Source organism: Paenibacillus aestuarii (assembly GCF_027789125.1).
Classification (GTDB): domain Bacteria; phylum Bacillota; class Bacilli; order Paenibacillales; family NBRC-103111; genus Paenibacillus_E; species Paenibacillus_E aestuarii.
Window position 1 is genome coordinate 57,429 of sequence record NZ_JAQFVF010000020.1, and the last position, 26,011, is coordinate 83,439.

Genomic DNA, 26,011 nt, shown 5'->3' on the forward strand with positions numbered 1-26,011 from the left:
AGCATATGTTCTGGCTATGCAACGATGCAGCAAAGTGAATAGAAGCCCGTTGGTTGTACAGGATTCGATCCTGCGCTAATGGGCTTTTCATGTGAGGAGAATGGGATCGTGGAAGCGTTTGAGCGTAATTTGGAGAAGTATGCGGAACTGGTCGTTAAAATCGGTGTCAATTTGCAAAAAGGGCAAGACTTGATGATCGAATCACCGATGGAAAGCATCGATTTAACGCGTTTAATCGTGAAAAAAGCTTATGAAGCCGGAGCGGGCTTCGTGCAAGTTCACTGGCAGGATGATTGGATCACGCGCGGCCGTTTGCAATTTGCCAGCGAGGAAGCGATCGATTACTATCCGGAGTGGTACACGGATATGCTGGAGAAGTTTGTAGAAAAGGGCGGCGCACTGCTGCATATTAAAGTGCCGGACCCAGATCTGTATCAAGGCATCGATGCCGAGCTCGTATCGCGCGCGTCCAAAGCGGCAGCTAAAGCGCGTAAAACCTATCAGCACTATGTACGCACGAGCAAGTTCAGCTGGTGCTTAATTAAAGCGCCGACGAAGGCGTGGGCGAACAAAGTTTATGCTGATTTGCCGGAAGCGCAGCGTGTGGATGCGATGTGGGATGCGATTTTTAAGATGAATCGGGTTTATGATGTAGATCCGGTCGCCTCCTGGAGAGAGCATCTAGGTCAGCTTCAGCGTATGCGCAAAGTTTTGAACAACAAAAAATATACGGCACTGCAGTACCGCGCCGCTGGTACGGATCTGTGCGTTGAGCTGCCTGAAGGGCATATTTGGCTCGGTGGCGACAAAGGCAATGAGCGGGATATCCGCTTTGTCGCGAACATGCCTACCGAGGAAGTATTCACGATGCCGAAGCGGACAGGCGTTAATGGAACTGTAGCCAGCACGAAGCCGCTCAATGTGAACGGAGCGATTGTGGACAAGTTCTCATTTACGTTTGAGAATGGCCAAGTGGTTCAATATTCGGCAGAGGTCGGATACGAGCACTTGGATAACTTGATGAAAATGGATGAAGGCAGCCGTTATTTAGGTGAAGTGGCGTTAGTGCCATTTCATTCGCCGATTTCGAATATGAATCGTATTTTCTATAATACTGGGATTGACGAGAATGCGTCTTGTCACCTGGCGTTCGGAAGCTGTTACCCGACGAACATCGAGAATGGCGCAAAGATGTCTGCGGAGGAGCTGAAAGAGCGTGGAGGAAATACGTCGCTCATTCATGTTGACTTTATGATGGGCGCGAGTGATCTGGATATCGACGGCATTCTTCCTGACGGTACGGTGGAGCCGGTATTCCGCCAAGGAAACTGGGCGCTGCAATTTTAAGGATACAAAAAGTGGTCAACGAGCATGATTCATGCTTGTTGACCACTTTCTTTATTTCGACGAAATTACATATCGCGGAACAATCCGATAACACGGCCGAGAATGGTGACGTGCTTCAGCAAAATCGGCTGCATCGTCGAGTTCTCAGGCTGCAGGCGAATGTGATCTCTTTCTTTGTAGAAACGCTTCACGGTCGCCTCATCATCCTCTGTCATCGCAACGACGATGTCGCCGTTATTCGCCGTCTGCTGCTGCTTCACGATCACGTAGTCACCGTTGTGAATGCCGGCTTCAATCATACTATCGCCCATGACGCTGAGCATGAATACATTATTATCACCTACGAGGTGATTAGGGAGCGGGAAATATTCCTCAATGTTCTCCGTCGCTGTGATCGGCACGCCGGCTGTAACTTTCCCGACGAGTGGGACACGCGCTACAGAATGTGCAAAATTGCTCTCGCTGCCGTCAAGTCCGAGAATCTCGATTGCACGCGGCTTGGTAGGGTCCCGACGAATGAGTCCTTTCTTCTCCAGACGCTCCAAATGTCCGTGCACCGTAGAACTGGATGCCAGTCCAACAGCTTCGCCGATCTCGCGAACGGAAGGCGGATATCCCTTATCCTTCACTTCATTCTTGATGAATTCCAATATAGCCAGTTGTCGCTGTGAGATCTTATTCAATAGTTATCACTCCAATTATGGGAATCATTACACAAATTATAACACAGAACCGGAGTTCGTACAAACATAAGTTCGAACAAATCGTTGACTCAAACGTATGTTCGTGTTATTCTGATATCAGAACAAATGTTTGGGGGACGAATTCATATGTACATCGCTTATTCCAATAACAACTCAGCTCATTCACACCATAGATCGATTCCAGTGTCCAATAAAGTTCATGCTGTCGCTACAAGAGTTAGAAAATTGTTCGTCATTTTAATGTTTGCTGTGATCATCGGTGCTGTGTTCTCCTTCGGCGCTATGGTACAAGCCTATGCCGGCGATGCGAACACCACTTCGGTCTCCAAATCCGGGGCCAAAGGCAGCACCTACAGTGTCCAAACGAAGGTAGCTGAGAAAGTGATTGTTCAGCGTGGTGATACCCTCTGGGATATCGCAACCGAACATGTCGTCATGGGAGGGAACGTTCGTTCCTATGTGAATCAACTTCTTACCATCAATCATTTGCAATCGAGCCAATTGCATGAAGGGCAAGTATTGCTGCTACCCTAATGAGAACTTATCGTTGACATTTCACATCTATATATATGAAGAAGGCCGGTATTCGCCGGCCTTTTCGATTTTATGGCATTTTTGCCAAGTCTCCATGTTTGGTGCCTTGACAATATGTACGGTGGATGGCAAAGTAATAGTCATACTGATTTGGCAGGGAGGACTACCATGAGCGACAGCATGGATCAAAATATCGCGCGCATCAACGAACTGGCCCGTAAAGCGAAAATCGTTGGACTGACGGACGAAGAAGTTGAAGAGCGTAACGAGCTCAGAAAGAAATATATCGAGGCGTTTCGCAGCAACTTGAAAGTACAACTTGACTCCATCAAGTTTGCGGATGAAGAACAATAGATCATAGACAATCAGCATTCAAAGGGGAAATGGATGATGACATTGAAAGCCGTACTGTTTGATTTAGATGATACGTTATTGTGGGATGAACGCAGTGTGCAAGAAGCATTTGAAGCGACTTGTGCGGAGGCGGCCAAGCATGTCGATGTGAACCCGGCCGAGCTGGAAGCGGCTGTGCGCCAAGAAGCTAGGGCTCTGTATGAGTCTTTCGAAACGTTCCCGTTTACAAAGCTTATTGGGATCAACCCTTTTGAAGGGCTGTGGGGGAATTTCACAGAAGGCGCGCAGGAAGAGTTCCGCATCATGGAGAAGCTTGTGCCAGGTTACCGGACGGAGTCCTGGACGCGCGGGCTGGCTGCACTAGGCATTGACAACCGCGAGCTCGGCGAGAAGCTGGGCGAGATGTTCCCAGCCGAACGGCGCCGCCGTCCTTACGTGTATGAAGAGACGTTCCGCGTCCTTGATGCTTTGAAGGGGCAGTACAAACTGCTGCTTCTGACGAACGGGTCTCCGGATTTACAACAGGAGAAGCTGGCTGGCGTTCCAGAATTGAAAGCTTACTTCGATCATATTATCATTTCCGGCAATTTCGGTATCGGCAAGCCAGATCCTTCGATCTTCCACCATGCCATGGAGCTGCTGGACATTGAAGCTCATGAAGGGATTATGATCGGGGACAAGCTGACGACCGACATTTTGGGCTCCTCACGTGTGGGCATGCGCAATATCTGGATCAATCATCACGGTTTGCCGCAAGGCGATGACCATAAACCTGTATATGAAGTAAAACGTCTGCAAGACATTTTATCGATTATCGCGGATTGCTGATCAGTAAATATTAAAGCCCAGCGGCTAGGAACATGTATTCCTGCCGTTGGGCTTTTTGTGTGCCGGGAATGAACAATTCAATTAGGCCTTAACGAAGTCCGGATCGTTAACGTTGTAGGCAATCCAGCCATCTTTTTCAATGAATAGACGAATAGCTACGATCTGGCGATTGTCCATCAAGGTGAAGAAATGGTTTGTGTTCTCAGGAACGGAAATCACATCGCCAGGCACTAGCTCAACGTCGAAGTAGCCAAGTTCTTCGGACTTAATAATGAAGATACCTTTACCGGCTACGATGGCCCGAATTTCATCTTCGGTATGGGTGTGAACTTGCTCAAATTTTGTCAGCAATTCCTCAATGTTCGGCGTAGCATCAGAGAGGGAAATGACATCCCAGATCTCATATCCGCGACGAGCGGCCAAATCACGAATTTCAGCATCGAATGTGCTGAGAATGTGCGCTTTCTCTTCATCGTTGAGCACAAATTTCTCATCTAATGCTGCAGGATATTTGCTCATATCCCAGTGTTCATACAGAACTCCTTGTTGTTCCAGGAAGGCTTTTACTTGCTCTTCGCCTTCGATGCGCTCATTGGTGTTGCGAATTCTAATTTGAGCCATGTCGGTTCATCCCTCTTTCTGATTATATATATTAAGTATTATAGTGGAAGTTAGGCGGATTGTCGATGAAATCCAATCAATTAATCCGATATAACCAATAGGAAAAATTGATAATTGAAATTCTTTTCATAGCAGTGGGATTCTGTTAAACTAATGGGTAACAAAAATTGTCGATTCATCTGCATTATCATTGTTTTACGCTAAGTTGAAAGGGAGTCAGGCTACGATGAAACCACCGATACAGGAACAATTAAAGAAAAAAATTATGATCCTCGACGGCGCCATGGGCACGATGATTCAGCAAGAGAACTTGACCGCTGAAGATTTTGGCGGAGAGGAACTTGATGGTTGCAATGAAATTCTTTGCGTGACTCGTCCTGATGTGATCCGCAATATCCATGAAGCTTACTTTGCTGCCGGCGCTGATATGGTGGAAACCAATACATTTGGTACAACAAGTGTTGTCTTAGCAGAGTACGACTTGCAGGACCGCCATCGCGAGTTGAACCTGGCGGCGGCCAAATTGGCTATCGAAGCGGCCAATAAATATTCGACGCCGGAATGGCCGCGATATGTCGTCGGTGCCATGGGCCCAACGACCAAGACGTTGTCCGTCACCGGCGGCGTGACGTTCCAGCAGCTGGAGGACAGCTATTACGATCAGGCGCTGGCCTTGATCGAAGCTGGCGTAGATGCGCTGCTGCTGGAGACGTCACAGGACACGCTGAACGTGAAAGCCGGCAGCATCGGGATTCGCCGTGCGTTTGAGACGCTGGGCGTAGAGCTGCCAATTATGATTTCGGGTACGATCGAACCAATGGGTACGACGCTCGCCGGTCAAAATATTGAGTCCTTCTATATTTCGCTTGAGCATCTCAAACCGATTTCGATCGGTCTCAACTGTGCGACAGGTCCGGAATTCATGCGCGACCATATTCGTACATTGTCAGATATCGCCGAGACCGCGATCAGCTGTTATCCCAATGCGGGTTTGCCCGACGAGAACGGGCATTATCACGAATCCCCGGATTCGCTGGCGAAGAAGATGGCGGGTTTTGCACAGCAGGGCTGGCTGAATATCGCAGGGGGCTGCTGCGGGACTACACCGGATCACATTCGCGCGATGGCGGAAACTCTAGGCACGTACAAGCCGCGAACCGAGTACGGTACCCATCCACCGGCTGTTTCCGGTATCGAAACGGTCTATATCGAGCAGGACAATCGTCCGATCATGGTCGGCGAGCGTACGAACATTTCCGGTTCGCGGAAATTCAAACGTCTGATTAAGGAAGGCAAATTCGAAGAAGGTTCGGAAATTGCCCGCAACCAGGTAAAGAACGGGGCGCACGTGATCGACATCAATCTTCAGGATACAGATATTGATGAAGCTTACGCAGTCGAGGAGTTTCTTAAGCAGGTTGTGAAAAAAGTCAAAGTGCCGCTCATGCTCGATTCGACCTATGACCATATTATTGAGCTGGGATTGAAATATTCGCAAGGAAAAGCGATTATCAACTCGATTAACTTGGAAGATGGCGAAACCAAATTCCAAAGCATTTTGCCCTTGATTCATAAATATGGGGCAGCTGTCGTCTGCATCTTGATCGATGAGCGCGGACAAGCGGTGTCGCGTGAGGCGAAGATGGAAGTGGCTACGCGCTCTTACGAGCTTTTGACAGGGAAATATGGTATGAATCCGGAGGATATCATCTTTGACCCGAACATGTTCCCGATCGGCTCAGGCGATCCGCAGTATATCGGATCTGCTGTGGAGACAATCGAAGGCATTCGCATGATCAAAGAGAAATATCCAGCAGCCAAAACGATTCTCGGTCTGAGCAATATTTCCTTCGGATTGCCGGATGCGGGACGCGAGGTGCTCAATTCCGTCTATTTGTACCACTGCACCAAAGCCGGCTTGGATTATGCCATCGTCAATACGGAGAAGCTGGAGCGTTATGCATCGATTCCGGAATATGAGCGCCAACTGGCGGAAGATCTCATTTACAATACGAACGATGATACACTCGCCCAGTTTGTTGCGCATTTCCGCGAGAAAAAGGTCGAGAGAAAGGAAAAGATTTCCAATCTGACTTTGGAAGAACGATTGGCGTCCTATGTTGTGGAAGGAACAAAAGAGGGCCTCATTCCGGATTTGGAAGTCGCTCTGCAAACGTATGCGCCGCTGGAAGTCATCAATGGGCCGTTGATGAAAGGGATGGAAGAAGTTGGCCGCCTATTCAACAACAACGAGCTCATCGTGGCCGAGGTTCTGCAAAGCGCGGAAGTCATGAAGGCGTCCGTGTCATTCCTGGAGCCATTCATGGAGAAGTCGGAATCTGCGGTTAAAGGCAAAATCCTGCTCGCCACGGTAAAAGGTGACGTTCATGATATCGGCAAAAACCTGGTGGAAATTATTTTATCCAACAATGGCTATCACATCGTCAATCTCGGCATCAAAGTACCGCCTGAGCAGTTGATCGAAGCGTACCGCAAAGAAAAGCCGGATGCGATCGGGCTGTCCGGTTTGCTCGTGAAGTCCGCGCAGCAGATGGTTGTCACGGCCCAAGACTTGCGCAATGCTGGCGTCGATGTGCCGATTCTTGTCGGGGGCGCAGCGCTAACGCGCAAGTTCACGAGGACGCGGATTCAGCCTGAATACGAAGGCGCCGTGCTGTATGCGAAGGATGCGATGGATGGTCTGGATATCGCCAACCGATTGAGCGATCCAGACCAGCGCAAACGGCTTATTCAGGAGCTTCGCGAGAGCCGGGAATCCGATGTCATGGATGCTGGCAAAAAAGAAGAGACACAGCCGAAGCTGACGCGCGTCAAATCGTCGGAGGTGGACAAAAACTTGCCGGTGCAAGTGCCGCAAGATATAGACCGCCACGTGCTGCGAGAATATCCGATCAGCCATTTGATGCCATATGTGAATATGCAAATGCTGCTTGGCCATCATCTGGGCTTAAAGGGCAAAGTCGAGCAACTGCTGGGCGAAAAAGATGCGAAGGCGCTGCAACTAAAGGATACCGTGGATTCGATTCTGCACGCTGCGCAAAATGACCGGATCATTAAAGCGCACGGCATGTATCGCTTCTTCCCGGCGCAATCCAGCGGTAATGACGTCATCGTCTATGATCCGCAGGACCACAGTAAGGTGCTGGAGACGTTCACATTCCCGCGTCAAGATAAGGAGCCATTCTTGTGCTTGGCGGATTATCTCAAATCGGTGGAGAGCGGCGAAATGGATTATGTCGGCTTCCTGCTCGTCACAGCCGGGCATGGCATTAACGAGCTGGCTAAAGAGTGGCGCGATAAAGGGGAATACCTCAAGTCCCATGCGCTGCAAGCGACAGCTCTGGAAGTCGCGGAAGGCTTTGCTGAGCGCGTCCACCATATGATGCGGGACGTGTGGGGCATTCCGGACCGCGCGGATATGACGATGCAGGAGCGGTTCGGCGCCAAGTATACCGGCCAGCGGTTCTCCTTCGGGTATCCGGCTTGTCCTAACCTTGAAGATCAGGCGAAGCTGTTCAATCTGCTTAAGCCGGAAGATATCGGGGTGGAGCTGACCGAATCGTTCATGATGGAGCCGGAGGCGTCCGTGTCGGCGATTGTTTTTGCCCATCCGGAAGCGCGATATTTCAATGTAGGCTAACCATATTGGCGGAGCACTGTTGCGATAGCAAACGGTGCCCGCTTTTTTTATGCGGTAAGCTTGATCGGCCAGGGGGAGCGGTTTGACTTCTGCACGGAATTGGATTAGCATTTTGTGACAAGCAGTTGTTACCATTTTTGAAGGATGGATAGATAGGAGCTTTAGCATGGAGATCTATTTTTTAGGAACAGGGGCGGGAATGCCCTCGAAGCAGCGCAATGTGACGTCCATCGCACTCAACTTGCTCGATGAGCGGGGAACGTACTGGCTCTTTGATTGCGGGGAAGGGACGCAGCACCAGATTCTTCATTCTCCCGTGAAGCTGGGACGTTCGGAGAAGCTGTTCATCACCCATTTGCATGGGGATCATTTATATGGAATTCCAGGTTTATTGACGAGCCGTTCGTATTTGGGCGGTGAAACACCGCTTACCGTATATGGACCGGTCGGGGTCAAGCGGTTTATCGATACGGCGTTGGAAGTGAGCGGTGCGCATTTGAGTTATACGCTGAATGTTGTGGAGATCGAGAGAGAAGGCTTGCTGTTCGAGGACGAGACGTTCCTTGTTGAGACCGCGCGTCTGGAGCATCGCATCGAATGCTTTGGCTACCGGATCATCGAAAAGGATCAGCCCGGCAAGCTGCAGCTGGACAAGCTCGCAGAGCTTGGTGTTCCTGCGGGGCCGATTTACGGCAAGCTGAAGCAGGGACATACGGTCACGCTGGAGGACGGGCGTGTGCTTCAGGGCGCCGACTTTGTCGGAGCGCCGATTCCTGGGCGCAAGGTCGTGATCCTCGGCGATACGCGGTACTGCAAAGGCGCAGTTAAGCTGGCGCAAGACGCAGATGTGCTGGTGCATGAGGCGACTTTTGCTATGGATAAGCAGGAGCTTGCTTATGCATTTGATCACGCGACATCGGTGGATGCGGCGAACACCGCTGAAGAAGCGGGCGCGGATGTGCTGATCATGACGCATATCAGCTCGCGCTACCAGGGAGAAGAGGTCAGCCTGCTGCTGCAGGAAGCGCAAGCGATTCATGCGAACAGCCATGTGGCGAAAGATTTTTGGAGCCTGGACATCCCGCGAAAGCTGTAATAGCGCTTGTTTTTGCTGGGGGATGTAAGGTGACGTGCCGGAAAGGCAAGGTTGAGGGCGTGCGCTGGCGGGTCTAGGCATCCTTTAGCGTCGTAAACGTGCTTAAGGTTGGCGTGTGTGCCATTTAGTGTCTAAAGCCAGAGTGATGCTGGAGTCAGCTCCAAATAGCATCGTAGAAGACGCATAAGTCTGCGCCCGCCGGAGCTCGTACGCTGCAATGGAGACCTCCGCCCCGCTCGCTACGCGCCTACGCCGGCCTTGCTAGAGCCCGAGGGATGCCCGCGGGCTCTTTGGATTTGACGCGGGAAGACGTTTTTCTCATAATGGAGGGAGTACGGTCCTGGTTGACGGAGAAGAGATCAAGGGTGGAAAGTAGGGAGTTATTGATATGCGCTTAGTAATCAGCCTCATGCTGATGATTCTGGTCGTGTTTGGCGTAAATGGTTATATCGGTTGGCACGGTCATCTTTTTTTATCTCACGTGTTAGGTTCATGGTATTATAGCGGATTATATTGGATCTGTTTTTGGCTGATATCGTTAGGGTATTTACTATCCACATTAGGTTCGCGCTTCTTACATATTCACATTCGCTTTTTAAAAGTGATCGGCTCCTATTGGTTTGCTGTCATGCAGTACGGCATCCTGCTGCTCCCTGTGACAGATTTGGTTGCCGGACTTCTGCGCCTGCTCGATGTGCCGGTAAGTACGGTGATCATCGTTCTTGGCTGGATCGATCTGGCTTTGCTAGCGCTGATTTTGGCCCGCGGTTCCTACAATGCCAAAAGCCCAATCATCCGTAAATATGACATTACGGTGCCCAAAGCTGCCGGCGATTGGAAGGAACTGCGCATCGCGGTGGCATCCGACATCCATTTGGGTTCCATTGTAAGAAATCGCCACCTGCAAAAGTTAGTAGACCGCGTGAAAGAAATGAAGCCGGATCTGATTCTCCTTCCCGGTGATGTCATTGACGATGATATCCGACCTTTCATCAAATATGACATGGGCAAAACGATGGGCCAATTGCATGCACCACTGGGAATTTATGCTGTGCTTGGCAACCACGAATATATCGGCGGTCATATCGCTGCTTATGCCGAGCAGATGGATAAAATCGGGATTCGCGTGCTGCAGGATGAAGTTGTTCATCTCCAAGAGCGGCTGTATATCGTTGGCCGCAAAGATAAAGCAGCAGAGAGGCAGCCAGGAGGACGCGCACCGCTTGCCAAGCTGCTTGAAGAGGTATCGCAAGAGCAGCCGATCATCGTCTTGGATCATCAGCCTTATCACCTTGACAAGGCGGCTGCAGCCGGCGCAGATGTCATGCTGTCCGGGCATACGCACCGCGGTCAAATGCTGCCAAACCATTGGATTACTGGGCGGCTGTTCGAGCTGGATTGGGGGTACCTGCGGAAAGGGAACCTGCATGCGATCGTATCGTCTGGCTTCGGAACGTGGGGACCGCCTATTCGCACGGGCAGCCGTTCGGAGATTATCGAATTGACGATTCATTTTTCAACCCAAGAGAAAGCCGAGGCGTAAATAGATGCAACAAACGAACAAAAAACAAATCGCACCCGTGGAGGCAGCCGCCGCCATGATGCAGTTTACGATGAAAAGCATTGAAAACAATTGGGCCACCATCCAGCCCTTCATGTCCGCATTTCTGACGGATCCGCAGTTATCGCAAGCCAAAGAAGATGAAATCGTGCGAGAAATTTATATAGCCGCATTGGCACTTGAGATTTTTTGCATTCCGCACGCTTTTGACGAGCAAACTTCGATCCTTGTCGATGCTGCCATGTACGAAGTGATGGCATCGCAGACACTGGCCGCTCATCATCTGTCGGAGCCGATCTCTGCCTTCTATTTGCCAGCCTTCGCCAAAATGAACGCGGACACGCCAGCCGATTTGGCACTAATGCTGGTAGAGGAGGCAGCCCGCATCTTATACGGCCGTTTGGATTTGCCGCTGAAGCCAGCGGAAGCGGAGAAAAGTATGCTATGGGTCAAACTGCTCCCATTTCTTTCCCAGCATGTGGGGAAATGGCCTGTGCTGCAGGCCAAATTTGCCATTCAAGCCGAACCTGTGGAGTAGAGTGAAGTAGAGGAGAGTCGAAATGACAACGAAACGAATAACGGTCTTTATTTTGTCCGGTTTCTTAGGAAGCGGTAAAACAACTCTGTTAACGAGGGCCATCGATTACTTCACAGAATCCGGCCGTAAGCCGGCGGTCATAATGAATGAGATCGGCGAAGTGAATTTAGATGGGCAAATGATTGCGAGTGAAGTGCCGATGTCCGAGCTGCTCGGCGGCTGTATTTGCTGCTCGAGCCGTGGTGACCTTGGTTCGGCGCTGCATGAGCTGGCTATGAACGAACAGCCGGATGTTATTTTTATAGAATCCACAGGCATCGCCAATCCGCTGGAAATTATCGATGAGGTAACGGATGCCTCGCTCATCCTCCCAATTGAGCTGAAGGCTGTCATTACTGTCGTTGACGCCATGCACTTGCTTGATTTAAGCCGTACAAGCCGCGGCAAAACGTTCCGGCTTATGCAGGAACAGATCCGCTGCGCAAACCTATTGCTGCTGAACAAAACCGACCTCCTGGATCCAATGGGACGCCAGGAGGCCGAAGCGTTGGTGCGCGATTGGAATCCATACGCGCATTTGCAGTTCACAGTGTTCAGCGTCATTGATATGCAGCTGATCGCAGCGCTGGAAGACGGGGAGCGGGTGAGCCCCGCCGGGACGGAGACCGAGCGGCATGAGCACGGGCACGCAGGTCAAGGTCACCACCATCACCACACACACAGTCATGTGATGGCGTATACGCACTATTTTGAGCATGCGGTTGATAGCAACGCTTTTGAAGAATTCGTCAGTAAGCTGCCGCAGGAAGTGTACCGGGCCAAAGGGATTTTAACTTTCTCCGATACGGCGAGCCGCTACATGTTCCAATTCGCGTACCGCGAGATGGATTTCGTCAAAATTACGCCGCAAGGCAATGTGCCGGACGTCGCCGTCTTTATCGGCGAAAACTTTTCCAAAGACGACGTGCGAAGCGGGCTGCTGGCATTAGAAGCAGCTGCCGCCGCCGAAGCCGAGTAGCATGCAGTCAGATAAGTCGGAATCGCTCCTTAAGGAACGGGTCCGGCTTATTTATTTTTGGTTACATGCAGCAGCTCCGGCACGGTGACAAAAGAATAACCGGCCGCTTTTAGCTGGCTGATCAATGGACCAAGCGCCTGAACTGTACCCGACAGGTCCTGTGTATCCGCACCTCCGGAATGCTGCAGGATGATCGAGCCCGGTTTCGTCTGGCGCATAATGTTTTGCAGCACTTGATCGGATTTAAGCGACTTCCAGTCGAGGGAATCCACATTCCAGTTGACGATCATATAGCGATGGCTAGCCACCCATTGGACCTGCTCTTCGTTAATCGCGCCATAAGGCGGGCGAATCAATTTAGGTGCATAGCCAATTTGGCTTTGTAAAATATTTTCGGTCCGTTCAATCTGATACTGAAATTTCTCTACGGATAGTTTTGGCATATTGGCATGACTGTAGGAGTGATTGCCAATGACATGGCCTTCCCTGACGATGCGCTGAACGACGTCGGGGTGGATACTGGCTTGAGAGCCGAGCAGAAAAAAAGTCGCTTTGACCTGATTCGCCTTCAGCACGTCGAGCACCTTCGGTGTAAATCGCGTGTCAGGTCCGTCATCGAACGTCAGTGCTATCTTCTTCTCTTGCGCGGAGCCGCGCATCTTGAACGTATCTGGATATTTCAGCGCAAGCTGCGAGAGCGTCAGCCTTCTGCCGGCATTTCGCGCTTGCCCTTGATTTTGCTGCACGGCAACCGCCCGTTTTTTGGACGCTTCGGGGGCAGCCTTTTTGGGCGTCGCCTTCTTGATTGGTGCTGGAGAAGGTGTCGCCAGCATCGGTTTAGCCGCAGGTGTAGGTGTTGGCGCAGCTGACGCTGCCGGCGTCGGACTGGCCGAAGGCACTGCTGCAGCTTTAGGTGCGGCTTCCTTGGCCTTCGCCTTAGGCACGGATTCGATCAGCGTACGTTCTGTTTCTGCTGGGCTAGGCGCTTGTTTCGCATCCACCTCTACTTCTTCTCCATCGGCGCTTTCAGCGTACTCTTGACCGTGATAGGGCGTATTTCTGGCAACTGCGCAGCCGCCTGTTAACAGACAAATGATGGCGATGGACCACAGCCATTTGGTCATGACAATCCCCCTGATCTAAGCATGATGTTCCTCTCTAGGTTTTGTTAAGCAGGGGCGATCTATCCAGTGGTAATAAACGGCAGCCGATCCAACCTCATGAACTAATTAACAGGACGAACCGTCATACTTATATCAAACGATGCATGAAGGCTTCATGCTGCGTGGGAGGAATCAAGCTAATGGCGCTAACCAGTAAAAAGAGATTAGTCCTCTTTCTTCTGTTTCTATTTATTCTTATCGGATTACACCGGGTTATTTTGCCGAAATGGCCGGTTATTGGAGAATTTCATAAGCGGCAGCCAGCGGTTGAGCTGTCTGTTTCGCAAGCAGCTGCCGTTACGGTGAGCGGGGATGGGCAGGCAGGGCAGGCAAACGATCAACAATTCAGTAAACCTACCGATTCGGTTGTATTTACGGACGATCTGCAAGGGTTCGCACTGGATTCGAGGGGGGAAGCTTTATCGTTGGCAGCTACAAACGACGGGGGCGTTACCTGGCAGCAGGTGCACCGGTTTCCGCATACGACGGGGGAAGAGCATCTGGCTTTTTTGAATCCGCAGACGGGATGGCTCTTGTCAGGGCCTTCTTCAGACCGGAAGCCTGAGCTGCAGTTGACTTCGGATGGCGGGAAGACATGGGAAGTGATTGCCGGGGACTTGCCTGGCTTCGATACGATGATCGCGCGGATTTCGTTCTTTCGGTTTTTCGATCGCCAGAACGGGCTCATCGCCGTGCAAGCCGATCAGGATATGGTGCTGCTGCGCACACAGGATGGCGGCTTAACTTGGTCCGCATCCAGCCGCATCGCGCTGCCGCGGCAATTGCCTGGCGTTCTGGCATTCACCACGCCAAATGATGGCTGGCTGGTGAATGGCAGCGGCGCTGGGGATCAGGCAGCCATCCTGTACCGGATGACGGACGGGGAAAGATGGCAATCCGCAGGCAAGCTGCCGGAACGGATGGCCGCGCAAGCGATCTCGTTCGCAGACGCGCAGACGGGCGGAATTTTGCTGCATGCGCCGAGCGCCGAGGCGTCCTGGCAGCTGCTGCGCACGCAGAATGGCGGGTCGACTTGGAGCATGCATGCGTTTCGTGCAGGGATCGCCTTGGGAGCGGATGTGCAGATGAGTTTCACTTCTAGCTCCATCGGCTGGCTGCAAAGCAGGCTCGGCTTTTGGCGGACGAATGATGGGGGCTTAAGCTGGGCCCGTCAAGAGTTGTAGCGGCTTAGATGATTTTCTGATATGTGACAATATCGAGAAAGCGGCCCCATTTAAAGCCGACTTCACGGAAATGGGCACATTGACTATAGCCGTTTTTGGCAAATGTGCGGATGCTTGGTTCGTTATCCGCACAGATGGTGGAAACCAGCACATGAAAACCGTGAAGCTTGGCGTAGGCCTCGATGTGTGCGAGCGCTGCCGAACCGATACCGCGGCCGACGCATTCGGGATGCAGGTAAATCGTAATTTCGCCGCTTGTGTCGTAAGCTTGCTTTTTCTTATGCGGCATCACTTGTACATAGCCTTGGATGCTGTCGTCGCAAGTGATCACGAACGTTTTGTATCGCGGATTCTTATGAATAACGCTGTCCGTAAATTCATCCAAGACGACAGGTTCCGTATGGAAGGAAACGGTCGTATGGACGACAAAATGATTGTAAATATCCATTAGGGTAGGAATATCTTCCTTCTGGAGGTCTCTAAACATAACTGGCCGGTTCATCTCAGTCACATCCTAACGATTTTTTTCTATTGAATTCGATGCCAATCGAGCATTATCCTTTTTCGTTAGACATCTTGCGACAATCCATGTATCTTAGAGAGAGAGGCAACTATCACACATTGAAAACTGGGGGATTCGCATGGCTGGCCAATCTGGCTATATTCTTGTCATTATTATCGGGGTGCTCGTTCTTGGCGGACTTACGTATATGAATATTCGCAAAATCAGCCAATCGACAGGCGATCTGACGCCGCTCAAAAAAAGAACGCTGTTATGGACGGAGATCTCACTTGCATTGTTCGTCATCCAATTCTTTTTTCGCGACCGTCAAGGCGGATTTCTTCTGTTCTTTGGCATCCTTACTTTATTTACGGGTGCTCACTATCTAGGCGTGCTTTACTACACACAGAAAAAAGGATAGTAACGGCAAGAGGCTACCGTCTTGGCAGAGAGATCTGCAGGAAGGTAGCCTATTTATATGCGTCGTTACCGATTCATCACATAATGTTATCCAAATGTAATGTGTTTTTCAGCTTAAATTAAGCTTCGTGGCTTATATTAACTTCAGACCCCCTTTTTGATATAGATTAAATGGAACCCGCCGAAAGGCGGGTATTTTTTTGCTTCTTGAGATGAGCTGTCGCTCGCTTAGTAGTGGCGGCCTGTTATGTAGCGTGTGCTCCAATATCCCGTGTTCAGTGAGGAGATCGTGACACCGGATGATTTGGTGTTGGAGATGAATTGCCCATTGCCTATGTAGATGCCAACGTGGTTAATGTGTCCTGGTGTCGATGTGCTGAACATGACCAAATCGCCGATCGCCAGCTGTGACTTGGAAGGGACGCGCGAACCGTAACTCGTTTGCGCTTGAGATCCCCAAGGCAGCTGCCGGCCGGCTTTTTGAAAGACGAATTGTGTGAAAGCCGAACAATCGAAAACCAAGTGCTGCGGGTCTCTTGCGCCAAATTGATAGTGCACTTTGCCGATATATGATTTGGCGATATTCACAGGGATGTGGCCATTCGTGGCATAAATTTCTTGTGCAGATGCCGGCGTTGCCGTCATCACGGTGCTGGAGCAGAACAGGGAAAGCGCGAGAGCCGAAACGGTAAGTACCTTTTTAAACATCTATGAACCATCCTTTTTTCCAAAATTGGTAGTGTAATGTGTTACTAGTGTTATTCTACCATGGATAGAATGGATCATCTTTAGTAGGGTGATGGATATGCAGTGAACATCTACCAACACAGAAAAAGAGCGTGTTGATCGATGATTCCGATCGACGCGCTCTTTTATGAATATTGGCTGATAGTCATTAGCTCCGCCTATCTTTATACATACGAAGGAGAGCGAATGCACTAGATGGGCTCGGGGTAAGGGAACAGATCGACGATACGGACGCTTTGGCCGCTCTCGTTCGTAAATACGACGTGCTCGCGTGTCAGCCCCCGAGGGCTTTCCAAGCCGCAGGCAGCGGATAGCGAAAACAAACCTTCGCGCAACTGAAGAATATAGTTCATCACCCGCCATTGCTTTTCTTCAGGCGCGAGCGCCTCCTGATACTTGGAATCGGTCGTTGTAATGCCGGTCGGACACTTGCCCGTATGGCACTGCAAGGCCATAATGCAGCCGTTGGCCATCATGAAGCCGCGTGCGGAATTGACACAATCGGCGCCAAGCGCCAAGGCAATGGCAACTTTGTCCGGGGTGATTAGTTTCCCCGAGGCAAAAATTTTGAAACGGTCGCGAACGCCGAATTTGCGGGCTGTATCATCCAGGATGAGCAAGGCGGAAAAAAGCGGCAGGCCCATGCCGTCAGCCATTGCTTTGAAAGTGGCGCCGGACCCGCCTTCCGAACCGTCAACCGTAATGAAATCCGGAAAAATATCAAGGTTCAGCATCGTTTGGAATAACGGCTCGAGCCTTTGGGGATCGCCGACAACAATTTTGATTCCGACCGGTTTGCCTCCTGCCTCTTGCAAGCTCTGAATGAACCGCAGCGCTTCCTCCGGGTTGGTCAGAAACTCGAAGCGGTTTGGCGAATTGACCGTTTTGCCTACCGGCACCAGTCGGGCGGCAGCTACTTTTTCATTCACCTTGGAGCCTTCGAGATGTCCACCTCTGATTTTGGCGCCTTGATGAAATTTCAACTCGAACGCTTTAATATTCGGGATACTGGCTTTGCGCTTGTATTCCTCGATCGAGAACTTGCCGGTATCATCGCGGAAGCCGAACAAGCCCGGACCGATCTGTGAGATCACGTCGACGCCGGTCGCGAGGTGAACATCCGCAACACCGCCTTCGCCGGTATTGATCCATGAGCCTCCGGCCATCAAAGCGCCGCTTCCCGTGGACTGGATGTAGTGCTCGCCGACAGCGCCGAATGATGTAGCGGAGGCGCCGAACATCCCCTTTAGCCGCCAAGGGTGCCGGCGCCGTTCGCCAACGATGATGACATCCGAGTCATGCAGCAGCCAGGGTTTGACTTGCTCATCGACGGTCTTTTCTTTACGGGTAAACAAACCTTCATCCGTGATGACATATTTTCTGCCGTGGACAAGGGTATCATTATCCACCAGGAGCTCGCTTGTCAGTTTGGGAAACAGGGTATTGGATAAATAAAAGCCGGGCTTCTCATAATCGCGCCTGCCGCCGAAAGAGATTAAATCTGTGCGGTATTTCGCCGCATAGACGAGTCCGACGAAGTCAGCCCGTGAGAAAGGCTTTCCTTCCGTGTCACTGTCAAACCAGTATTGCCGGAATTCCGGACCCAGCTTCTCAAGCAAATATCGCATCCATCCTAGAAACGGGTGGGAACGGATGATGGAGTGCTTGGGTTGCTTGGATAAGACATACATGTAACCGAAAAAAATGAGCAGTGGCAAAACGATAATGACTAAGATGACGACTAGCAGGATGAATGGTGCCATGTGCTTTCCTCCTCAGATCTAGATGTTTAGTCCAGTATCTTATGCGTTTAAAGTATACCACAAATTGGCAAACAGCATTCTCGTTTGACCATGAAATTGCCGCATTTATGCAGCAAGCAGCGGTTTATGCTAAAATCATTACGTAACGCAACAAGTTGTTGGCAAAAGGAGAGAATAAATAATGACAACACAGGCGGCCATTGATAAAATTGCCTGGATCCATATCGTGGATGGCCGGGTGCTCGGTGCCCGTTCGAAAGGCAAGGATACATACTACTTCCCAGGCGGAAAAAGAGAAGCAGGGGAATCGGACGAGGAGACGCTCGTCCGCGAAATTGAGGAGGAGCTATCGGTTCGGATCACGACTGATTCCATTCAATATTATGGCACGTTCGAAGCGCAAGCGGACGGAAAGCCCGCAGGGGTCATGGTGCGAATGACCTGTTATTGCGGTGAGTTCACAGGGAAGCTGCAGTCGGCTGCCGAAATCGAGGAATGCGTCTGGCTGACGTATCAAGACCGGGAGCGCGTATCTGCGGTGAGCCAGATTATTTTTGATCACCTGCTGGAGCAAAATTTGATTTCAAAGTAGGATCTTGCCGATTTTCATATTTACAAACAGGAGGTCGTCATGCTACAATCCTTGAAATCCTTGGAAATCGAAGGAGGTGGCATGATGAAGAAAATCGGCTGTTACCATGCGCACTATTCCAACATTGAGCACATTGAGCGAGCTCTTGGCCATCTTGACGTAGAACTGGTCCATTTTGTAGACCCGGGTCTCGACAGGATGAAGCAGGATGCTGGCTTTTCCAGCGAGATGGCAGAGAAGAAAGTGACGGAAACTCTAGACTGGATAGCCAGGTGTCATGTGGACGCCATTTTAGTGACCTGCACCTTCTTTACTGCGCTCATCCAGCCGGAGCTTCATCGTTATGCCATTCCTGTAATTAAGATTGATGAGCCTTTGCTGAAGCAAATCGGCGCAGCCCAGGAACCGCTGCAGGTGGTGTTCACGAACCCGGCCACGGTGGAGGGCACGATGAAGCAATGGCGCGATGATCTCAGCAAGAGAGGAATTACGGTCCAGATGGAGCCGCGGCTTCTCGAGCACACGTTTGAGCTCATCATGCAAGGGCAGAAGAGCGCGTATACAGAGGCTGTAGCTGAAGGATTGGTGAAGCTGATCGCGGAAAATCCCGGCAAACGGATTGTGGCCGCCCAGCTTTCTATGGTTCCGGCAGCGAAGATGGCTGAAGCACAGACCGCTCATGAAGTGTGGAACCATCTTGACGGGCTTATTGAATATTTTCAAAGCGATTGAATTTTGCAGCTAGGAGGGACAGGGATGGAGCATGAATTCCTCAAAAAATGTCTTTATTTTAACGTCAACCGGCTTAGCCGAGTCATAACCCGCATCGCAGAAGAGGAATTCGCCGGAACCGGATTGACGCCGATGTATGGCTTCATTATTCGAATTATAAATGCCGAGCCTGGGATTTCTCAGAAGGAGCTGGCTGAGAAGTTATATATCGCGCCATCTACGTTAACCCGATTCATCGATAAGCTGGAAGTCAAACAGCTAGCTCAGCGCAAGGTGCAGGGGAAGACGGTGCTCGTCTATCCAACGGAGAAGGGCCAGCAGTTGAACGACATGATTGTCCAGTCTTCGAAAAATTTTGAGCGAAGATATCAGGAGGTTCTTGGTGTTGAGCAGTCGAGACAGCTTTCTCAAAGCCTGGAGGCAACAAGTGGGGAGTTGGAGAAGTAGTCTATTATTTTTACTATATATTTTGTATGTACAACTAAAATTAAAAAGAGAATTGGAGTGAGACCATTGGAAACTCAAGTTAAATCGGCCTCGTCCTCATGGCATTACGGCTGGATTGTCGTCCTTATCGCTTTTATTACGCTGCTCGTATCTGCTGGGATCCGTTCCATGCCAAGTATTTTGATGGTTCCCTTCGAAAAAGAGTTCGGTTGGGACCGCAGCTCCATCTCAGGCGTAATCTCCGTCGGCATCTTCCTGTATGGACTGGTGGGTCCATTCTCAGCCGCGATTCTATCCAAGTGCGGCATTCGCCGTACGATGGTTATCTCGCTTGCCGTTTTGGCAGTGAGCATGGCGCTGACGCCGCTTATGACACATCTTTGGCAGTATGAGCTGCTATGGGGCCTTGTCTCCGGGCTGGCAACCGGGATGATGGCCAACGTCCTCGGCGTCACGGTTGCGAATCGCTGGTTCGTGCAGCGCAAAGGCCTCGTTGTCGGCATGCTCACCGCCAGCGCTGCTACAGGGCAGCTGCTGTTCCTGCCCTTGCTGGCGCACATCACCGTCGAGGACGGTTGGCGGAATGCCGTCTATACAGCTGTCGGCGTGATAGCTCTTGTGATGGTGATTGTGGCCATCTGGATGCGAAATCATCCGTACGAGAAAGGCGTCGCCGCTTACGGGACGGATGAAGTCGTGAAGCCGGCGCCCTTTCAAGGAAGCATTGTTCTCACGCCGCTGACGACTTTGCGTCAGGCGATGACGAACAAAACGTTTTGGCTGCTCGCCGGCACGTTCTTCTTTTGCGGCTTCTCGACCAATGGATTGATCGGCACGCACCTCATCCCGGCTTGCGGCGACCATGGCATTCCGGAAGTGATGGCTGCCGGACTGCTCGCTTTGATGGGAATGTTCGATCTGGTCGGCACGACATTATCCGGTTGGTTGACAGATCGGTTTGATTCCCGCAAACTGCTGTTCTGGTATTATGGGCTGCGCGGCCTTTCCTTAATGTTCCTGCCATACGCCCTTGACGGCGGGCAATCCTCCCTGTTCATCTTCTCCGTGTTCTACGGACTCGATTGGATCGCGACAGTGCCGCCGACGGTGAAGCTGGCGACCCAAGAGTTCGGGAAAGAGAAGGCCAGCATGGTGTTCGGCTGGGTCGTTGTCGCACACCAGGTCGGCGCATCTGCCGCTGCTTTTCTCGCTGGTGTTATGCGGGAATGGACGGGAACCTACTCGACTACGTTTTTCAGTGCAGGGCTGATTTGTTTGATTGCCTCTTTGATGGCGATGCGGATTGTCAAGCGCAAGAAGGAGTCCCAGGCAGCGCTAGTGTAAGGATGGGGATGTCCCGGACCGAGCGGCAATAAAGTGATAGAAGATGACGGTAGCCGTCTGCGAACATAGATACACACAGAACGAATATGGGATGCCATAACCATGTTTATAGTGAAATACACCGCAGATCCAACAAAGGGATTCAAACCCGATAGCAACAATCGACCAGCTAAAGATGAAGCCAACGGTCTTCAATCCGTGAAGCTGCCAACGTTCATAAAAGTAAAGGAAGAAATATCCAAACAGGGCGTACAAAAAGTAAACGACAAAATCCATCACGGTATAGGCGGGGCCATCCATGATGTCGTAGAGGTCAAAGATATGGCCCCCTATCGAGTTGTCGAGCATGGCGGAGACTGTTGGGCTGAACAAAAAAATCAATGCGGTTTGAGCTTTGCTAAAACGTTTGGGCATCATGGCGACGATGGTGTAGGTAACGGCGATACTGCCGAGCACAAACCAATCGTTTAAATCGAACGCTTTTTCCACAAATGGCATTGGTGATTTCAAGTCGGCTTGCACATCCTTCTGAATAAGCTGAGGGCGAAGATTAGGAAGTAGAACAGGATCAGCTTGTAACTGACAAAATAAATAAACTTCATGATTCCACTGTAACTAATGATGGTCAGTGAAACCGTCAGCGCCTCGATGCCGACCAGAAACAGGATCGATCCGACATGTAAGGCCGCTCGCGCCGATGCGGATTGGGCAATTGGCCGCAGATTGATCATGATGGCGATAAAAATCGGGATGATCACGCTTTGAATCAATGAGAAGGACACATAATAGAGAGGGTTTCTCGACAGTTCAAAAAGGTGAGCGCCCTCGCCTAATAAATAGAATAAGTTCGTATTGATGAAATTGGCGACTAACCAAGTAAAGGCAAATTGTTGGCGGGGGAATTTGTCTTTGAGCGCGATGGTAATTCCTCCGAGGATCCAGCTTATGGATAGAAATAGCGATAGGACCATAACGACCTCACCTTACTCCGATTTTCCATAGCATGGATAAAAAACGAGCTTTTTATGAAAAGTTGAATAAATTGCCATAAATTTTCCGCTTTTCATATCCAACAACTAACAAATTTATGGTAATATTTACTTATTTATGGATGGTTATTGTGTTAGGGAGAGTGGGGTGAGAGCTGTGGAGATTTTCGGTGTTTTTTTTGTCTTTGTGATTGCGGGCATTTTTTTGTCTTTGATCAAACAGGCTTCAGGAACGGGCGGTGCCAAGTCAACGAATTTTTCCAATTCCCATTCAAATTCCAACATGCAGCACCAACATCATCTTCAACATCAGCAGCATCTTCAACATCATGAGCAGATGATGGACAGTTCGTCTGGTTATATGCCTGATAGCGGTTCGGATAACAGCAGCAGTTACGATAGCAATAATGGTGGCGGCTATGATCACGTAAGCGGCGATAGCGGTGGAACGAGCAGTTGGAGTGATAACGGCGGAAGCTATGGCGGCGGTTCAAGCGGCGGTTTCGATAGCGGAACCAGTGGCAGCGGCGATAGCGGATCGACGAATAATATGTAGGGGGACCCTTAGGGGTTCTTTTTTTATGAAAAAACACTCCTTCATTTCAAAAGGAGTGCTTGCGGCTTCCTATTCCATTTCCATTTGCTCTTCATCCGACTCCATGGAAGTCGAATTTTCTTTCACATACTCGCTCTGGTCGCTTCCCCAAACATAATCGTAATTCGTAATGTCGGGCTGATAGTTGGCGCTGTTTTTTTGATTTTCCATTGATTCGCACTTCCTTTGCTTCATATATTTGAAAAAAGGCGCATGTTCCTTTTTCCTTCAACATCCAATAGGCAACAGATTCACTTCGATGTACGATTAGTATGTTTGAAGAAGATCATGTTTATTCCTCCAACGTTGGAGGGTTCGTGGATTTTGTTGGGTTGAGGTGAACAGGATGGAATATCGGGTTAAGCATATGGAATCTGGGATTGAGAAATGGTTGCATCATTCGGAAATCAATGATATGGATTTCGATCGTGCTGGACGGATCGTTGTGTTTGATACCAACATGGAAGCCTATTGGTTGATCGATCAGGAATAAGGCGTGCCCCAAACCGCTCGAGGCGATCTCGGGCTTTTTGGCTGTATACGGCTATGAAAGCCATTTCTTTTATGTTAAAATATATGCTTAATTCGTTTCAGGCAGGTGTTTCCATGGCCAAACAAGCATGGTATTCAACAACTAAAAATAAGCTGCTTCTAGGCGCTGCATCCGTCGTGGCCATTGGCGTCCTACTCAGCGGCTGCATGAAACAAGCGGATGAACCCATGCCAAAGCTGACGGGTATCATCCGGAAGTGGTAAAGGATACCTCGCCCGCCAAAGATGCGACGAGCGAAACAACCTTCAGCTATCCGAACTGCGCGGCCGTACGGGCTGCAGGGAAGGCACCGCTGCATCGTTGAGACCCCGGATACAGCAGTAGGTTAGACGGAGACCATGACGGCGTGGTCTGCGAATGAATTTACAATTCTTTTACATATTATTTTGAAAAACGGACATGCTATATATCGACGGAGAAACAGAGAGGTGTCGTGTCGTAGACAATTACACCAGGGAAGATGTCGTTGATTCCATATAGAAGCGAGGAGATGTGCCAAAGAGTCATTAATGTAGTCCTGTACTGCAATAATGTGATGAGGTAGAGACCGAGCCGAGTAAGGATCAAGCTCAAGTACCAACAAATCTATTCTCCGTCGAGAGGACCCTTAGGGGTCCTTTTTTTTATGTAAAAGAACCGACATCCTGTAGGGCCGGATGCCGGTTTTTTGTTATTTTGTAAGTCGGTAGGGCACGGTTGTAATAATGACATTTTTATTTCGAAAAAACCAAGCGCGAAGCAGCAGCGCGTTCTGGTTATGCAAAATATTGTGCCACCACTTTTTGGGAATAAACTGCGGGACCACAAGGTGAATATGGTCAGGCGCCCCGCCTTCCCATTTCTCTAACGTTTGAATGAAACGTGTTATGGGTTCGAGAATAGAGCGATAGGAGCTGCGGAGGACAACCAAGCGGCACGGGTTTCCCCAATCCTCCCATTTTTGCTCCATCTTATCAATGGATTCATCGTCGAAACCGACGTAGACGGCGATTGTTTCATTACTGAAACTTTTCGCAAAAGACATCGTGTTGTTGACTACCCGATGAACGCCGGAAATGAGAACAATCGTAATGATGCGATGGGCGACAGGACGCGTTTCCTTGGGGTCTATCTTTAATTCAGAGGCTACTTGCGTATAATGCCGCTTAATCATGAGCGATAAAACAATAATCAAAGGCAGCACGATTAAGACAACCCACGCGCCGTCAACGAATTTGGTAAAGGCAAAAATGACGGCAACTAACGCGGTGATGATCGAACCGATCAGGTTGATTACGAATTTTACACGCCACTTGGTACCCTTCACTCTGCGCCAGCGGCGCAACAGTCCGATCTGCGCTACGGTGAATGAAAGAAATACGCCAATCGCATACAGCGGGATGAGCGCGTTCGTATGAGCGCGGAACGCGATAATCAGCAGGATCGCTAACCCGGCTAATACGAAGATACCGTTCGAGTAGCCTAATCGATCTCCTCGATTCGTCAGCGCCCGCGGCAAGAAACCGTCAGCGGCAACGATTGCAGCCAGTTGGGAAAAACCGGTAAATGTCGAGTTCGCAGCTAATATTAAGACGATAAACGTTGACCAAATGAGGATTTGGTACAGCAAACCATGCCCATAATAGACTTCGGCTAATTGAGATAACATCGTATTATGGGGGTCCGGCGTAATCCCTTGGATGTAGAGATGATAAGCAAAGCCAAATAAAGTAATGGCTGTGATAACGCCAAGGGCGATATACGTCTTGATGGCGCTTTTTTGCTGCGGTTCACGAAAGACAGGCACGGCATTGGAGATCGTTTCGATCCCCGTTAAAGCTGAGCAGGCGGAACTGAATGCTTTTAAAATGAGCAGCGTCGACAGCCCTTGCGGTACGGTTCCGATAGGAGGCGTGCTCGCTTGCGTAAAGCCATGACGGAATTCAAAGAGAAAGCCGGCGGCGATCAATAAAAGCATGCATCCCATAAAGACGAATGTCGGCCAGGCAAATACTTTCGCCGATTCCGCAATGCCACGTAAATTAATCACCACCAGCAAGCAAACGCAGACAATGGCGATGATCGTTTCAAATGGCGCCACCACGGGATAGGCGGAGGAAACCGCTTCTACCGCTGCTGAGACAGAGACGGCCACGGTAAGGACATAGTCGACCAGCAAGGAGCTGGAAGCTAATAAAGAAGGGAAGGGCTTCTTGAAATTATCTTTGGCAATGGCATAAGCGCCGCCGCCGCTCGGGTAGGCGATGACTCCCATGATGTAAGAGACGATGAGAATCGCCAGCAATAGGATCGTTGAGACGGTGATGGGCAAAATGAACCATTTCGCAGAAGCGCCTAAACCGGCAAGCTCGGTCATGCCCGCTTCAGGACCATATGCAACAGACGAATAAAGGTCCGCTGATAAAATGGGTAGGGCAATCAGCCAGAAGAGTTTGGTATGCTGCGCATGAAGCTCTTTGGTCCGTAAAGGCCGACCGATGAAGATTCTTTTTACATTGGTAAAGTTCGAAAACGAATACCCGATGGCAACTACAGCGAGCAAAATAAACACAATTTCTAGCCAAAACACATGAAGATGATGCATGGATGTGGGGCTCCTTTCGCAGCGGATACCATCTATTGTTTTCTTTGGAAGGGAATTTGATGCGAATATAAGGGGACAATGGAAGTAAACATCTTGCACTTACATCTTGCAGCGCAAATGGCTTTAGGAGGGGG

General features: G+C 50.2%; 28 protein-coding genes and 2 pseudogenes. 21 read left to right on the plus strand and 9 right to left on the minus strand.

All coding sequences use genetic code 11. The features are described from left to right. The first annotated feature begins 108 nt into the window (after positions 1-108). Complete coding sequence (locus O9139_RS05875) at positions 109-1,347, plus strand: aminopeptidase (RefSeq protein ID WP_270878528.1); 1,239 nt, start codon at positions 109-111, stop codon at positions 1,345-1,347. 65 nt (positions 1,348-1,412) lie between these two features. Here O9139_RS05875 and lexA read toward each other — a convergent pair whose 3' ends face one another. Further along, positions 1,413-2,030, minus strand: a complete 618-nt coding sequence (lexA, locus tag O9139_RS05880; RefSeq protein WP_270878529.1) for a transcriptional repressor LexA — start codon at positions 2,028-2,030, stop codon at positions 1,413-1,415. Positions 2,031-2,276: 246 nt separating this feature from the next. On the opposite strand from lexA, the gene O9139_RS05885 reads away from it, so the two are divergent. From O9139_RS05885 to O9139_RS05895, 3 genes are all read left to right on the plus strand, one after another. Continuing rightward, positions 2,277-2,585 carry a LysM peptidoglycan-binding domain-containing protein gene (locus O9139_RS05885; RefSeq protein ID WP_270878530.1) on the plus strand — a complete coding sequence of 103 codons (309 nt, stop codon included), beginning with the start codon at positions 2,277-2,279 and terminating at the stop codon, positions 2,583-2,585. A gap of 168 nt (positions 2,586-2,753) precedes the next feature. Continuing rightward, complete coding sequence (locus O9139_RS05890) at positions 2,754-2,939, plus strand: DUF896 domain-containing protein (RefSeq protein WP_270878531.1); 186 nt, start codon at positions 2,754-2,756, stop codon at positions 2,937-2,939. A gap of 36 nt (positions 2,940-2,975) precedes the next feature. Further along, positions 2,976-3,767, plus strand: coding sequence for an HAD family hydrolase (locus O9139_RS05895; protein WP_270878660.1), 792 nt, complete (start codon positions 2,976-2,978; stop codon positions 3,765-3,767). Between the two features lie 81 nt (positions 3,768-3,848). On the opposite strand, the gene O9139_RS05900 is transcribed toward O9139_RS05895, so the two are convergent. Continuing rightward, positions 3,849-4,388, minus strand: a complete 540-nt coding sequence (locus O9139_RS05900) for a 1,2-dihydroxy-3-keto-5-methylthiopentene dioxygenase (protein ID WP_270878532.1) — start codon at positions 4,386-4,388, stop codon at positions 3,849-3,851. Positions 4,389-4,614: 226 nt separating this feature from the next. Between O9139_RS05900 and metH the strand changes: the two genes are divergently transcribed. The 5 genes from metH (at position 4,615) to O9139_RS05925 (ending at position 12,262) form a co-directional block, all read left to right on the plus strand. Further along, the gene (gene metH, locus O9139_RS05905) at positions 4,615-8,049 is read left to right on the plus strand and encodes a methionine synthase (RefSeq protein ID WP_270878533.1); all 3,435 of its coding nucleotides are present in this window, start codon (positions 4,615-4,617) and stop codon (positions 8,047-8,049) included. Positions 8,050-8,215: 166 nt separating this feature from the next. Continuing rightward, a complete protein-coding gene (gene rnz, locus O9139_RS05910; RefSeq protein WP_270878534.1) occupies positions 8,216-9,145 on the plus strand; it encodes a ribonuclease Z in 930 nt (309 codons plus the stop codon). Between the two features lie 382 nt (positions 9,146-9,527). Continuing rightward, positions 9,528-10,688, plus strand: a complete 1,161-nt coding sequence (locus O9139_RS05915; RefSeq protein ID WP_270878661.1) for a metallophosphoesterase — start codon at positions 9,528-9,530, stop codon at positions 10,686-10,688. A gap of 4 nt (positions 10,689-10,692) precedes the next feature. Next, the gene (locus O9139_RS05920; RefSeq protein WP_270878535.1) at positions 10,693-11,244 is read left to right on the plus strand and encodes a hypothetical protein; all 552 of its coding nucleotides are present in this window, start codon (positions 10,693-10,695) and stop codon (positions 11,242-11,244) included. A 22-nt stretch (positions 11,245-11,266) separates the two neighbouring features. Beyond that, a complete protein-coding gene (locus O9139_RS05925) occupies positions 11,267-12,262 on the plus strand; it encodes a CobW family GTP-binding protein (RefSeq protein ID WP_270878536.1) in 996 nt (331 codons plus the stop codon). A 47-nt stretch (positions 12,263-12,309) separates the two neighbouring features. On the opposite strand, the gene O9139_RS05930 is transcribed toward O9139_RS05925, so the two are convergent. Continuing rightward, on the minus strand, positions 12,310-13,386 hold the full coding sequence (locus O9139_RS05930; RefSeq protein ID WP_270878537.1) for a polysaccharide deacetylase family protein: 1,077 nt from the start codon (positions 13,384-13,386) through the stop codon (positions 12,310-12,312). A gap of 179 nt (positions 13,387-13,565) precedes the next feature. Here O9139_RS05930 and O9139_RS05935 point away from each other — a divergent pair, with 179 nt between their 5' ends. Then, entirely contained in the window at positions 13,566-14,609 is a 1,044-nt protein-coding gene (locus O9139_RS05935; protein WP_270878538.1) for a WD40/YVTN/BNR-like repeat-containing protein, read from the plus strand. Positions 14,610-14,613: 4 nt separating this feature from the next. On the opposite strand, the gene O9139_RS05940 is transcribed toward O9139_RS05935, so the two are convergent. Continuing rightward, entirely contained in the window at positions 14,614-15,111 is a 498-nt protein-coding gene (locus O9139_RS05940) for a GNAT family N-acetyltransferase (RefSeq protein WP_270878539.1), read from the minus strand. Between the two features lie 139 nt (positions 15,112-15,250). Here O9139_RS05940 and O9139_RS05945 point away from each other — a divergent pair, with 139 nt between their 5' ends. Continuing rightward, positions 15,251-15,532, plus strand: a complete 282-nt coding sequence (locus O9139_RS05945; protein WP_270878540.1) for a hypothetical protein — start codon at positions 15,251-15,253, stop codon at positions 15,530-15,532. A 227-nt stretch (positions 15,533-15,759) separates the two neighbouring features. On the opposite strand, the gene O9139_RS05950 is transcribed toward O9139_RS05945, so the two are convergent. Together O9139_RS05950 and O9139_RS05955 are read right to left on the minus strand one after the other, a co-directional pair. After that, on the minus strand, positions 15,760-16,239 hold the full coding sequence (locus O9139_RS05950) for a C40 family peptidase (protein ID WP_270878541.1): 480 nt from the start codon (positions 16,237-16,239) through the stop codon (positions 15,760-15,762). 230 nt (positions 16,240-16,469) lie between these two features. Beyond that, the gene (locus tag O9139_RS05955; RefSeq protein WP_270878542.1) at positions 16,470-18,041 is read right to left on the minus strand and encodes an FMN-binding glutamate synthase family protein; all 1,572 of its coding nucleotides are present in this window, start codon (positions 18,039-18,041) and stop codon (positions 16,470-16,472) included. 181 nt (positions 18,042-18,222) lie between these two features. Between O9139_RS05955 and O9139_RS05960 the strand changes: the two genes are divergently transcribed. The 5 genes from O9139_RS05960 (at position 18,223) to O9139_RS05980 (ending at position 21,627) form a co-directional block, all read left to right on the plus strand. Then, positions 18,223-18,633, plus strand: a complete 411-nt coding sequence (locus O9139_RS05960) for an NUDIX hydrolase (RefSeq protein WP_270878543.1) — start codon at positions 18,223-18,225, stop codon at positions 18,631-18,633. 39 nt (positions 18,634-18,672) lie between these two features. Continuing rightward, positions 18,673-19,365 carry a hypothetical protein gene (locus O9139_RS05965; protein WP_270878544.1) on the plus strand — a complete coding sequence of 231 codons (693 nt, stop codon included), beginning with the start codon at positions 18,673-18,675 and terminating at the stop codon, positions 19,363-19,365. Positions 19,366-19,389: 24 nt separating this feature from the next. Continuing rightward, the gene (locus O9139_RS05970) at positions 19,390-19,812 is read left to right on the plus strand and encodes a MarR family winged helix-turn-helix transcriptional regulator (protein WP_270878545.1); all 423 of its coding nucleotides are present in this window, start codon (positions 19,390-19,392) and stop codon (positions 19,810-19,812) included. Between the two features lie 66 nt (positions 19,813-19,878). Further along, positions 19,879-21,156: an MFS transporter gene (locus O9139_RS05975; protein ID WP_270878546.1), complete on the plus strand. Its 1,278-nt coding sequence runs from the start codon at positions 19,879-19,881 to the stop codon at positions 21,154-21,156. Positions 21,157-21,258: 102 nt separating this feature from the next. Continuing rightward, positions 21,259-21,627, plus strand: a complete 369-nt coding sequence (locus O9139_RS05980) for a hypothetical protein (RefSeq protein ID WP_270878547.1) — start codon at positions 21,259-21,261, stop codon at positions 21,625-21,627. 35 nt (positions 21,628-21,662) lie between these two features. Here O9139_RS05980 and O9139_RS05985 read toward each other — a convergent pair whose 3' ends face one another. Continuing rightward, a complete protein-coding gene (locus O9139_RS05985; protein WP_270878548.1) occupies positions 21,663-22,127 on the minus strand; it encodes a hypothetical protein in 465 nt (154 codons plus the stop codon). 166 nt (positions 22,128-22,293) lie between these two features. Here O9139_RS05985 and O9139_RS05990 point away from each other — a divergent pair, with 166 nt between their 5' ends. Continuing rightward, a complete protein-coding gene (locus O9139_RS05990; RefSeq protein WP_270878549.1) occupies positions 22,294-22,701 on the plus strand; it encodes a hypothetical protein in 408 nt (135 codons plus the stop codon). Positions 22,702-22,770: 69 nt separating this feature from the next. On the opposite strand, the gene O9139_RS05995 is transcribed toward O9139_RS05990, so the two are convergent. Continuing rightward, entirely contained in the window at positions 22,771-22,911 is a 141-nt protein-coding gene (locus tag O9139_RS05995; RefSeq protein ID WP_270878550.1) for a hypothetical protein, read from the minus strand. A 175-nt stretch (positions 22,912-23,086) separates the two neighbouring features. Between O9139_RS05995 and O9139_RS06000 the strand changes: the two genes are divergently transcribed. The 4 genes and pseudogenes from O9139_RS06000 to O9139_RS33295 form a co-directional block, all read left to right on the plus strand. Continuing rightward, positions 23,087-23,233: a hypothetical protein gene (locus O9139_RS06000; RefSeq protein ID WP_270878551.1), complete on the plus strand. Its 147-nt coding sequence runs from the start codon at positions 23,087-23,089 to the stop codon at positions 23,231-23,233. A 113-nt stretch (positions 23,234-23,346) separates the two neighbouring features. Then, entirely contained in the window at positions 23,347-23,496 is a 150-nt protein-coding gene (locus O9139_RS06005) for a hypothetical protein (RefSeq protein ID WP_270878552.1), read from the plus strand. A gap of 5 nt (positions 23,497-23,501) precedes the next feature. Then, positions 23,502-23,597 (plus strand): annotated as a pseudogene (locus tag O9139_RS33290) (excalibur calcium-binding domain-containing protein); the annotation flags it as partial. Continuing rightward, positions 23,598-23,654: pseudogene (locus O9139_RS33295) on the plus strand (excalibur calcium-binding domain-containing protein); the annotation flags it as partial. Positions 23,655-23,963: 309 nt separating this feature from the next. On the opposite strand, the gene O9139_RS06015 reads toward O9139_RS33295, so the two are convergent. Beyond that, entirely contained in the window at positions 23,964-25,877 is a 1,914-nt protein-coding gene (locus O9139_RS06015; protein ID WP_270878553.1) for an APC family permease, read from the minus strand. Positions 25,878-26,011 lie beyond the last annotated feature (134 nt).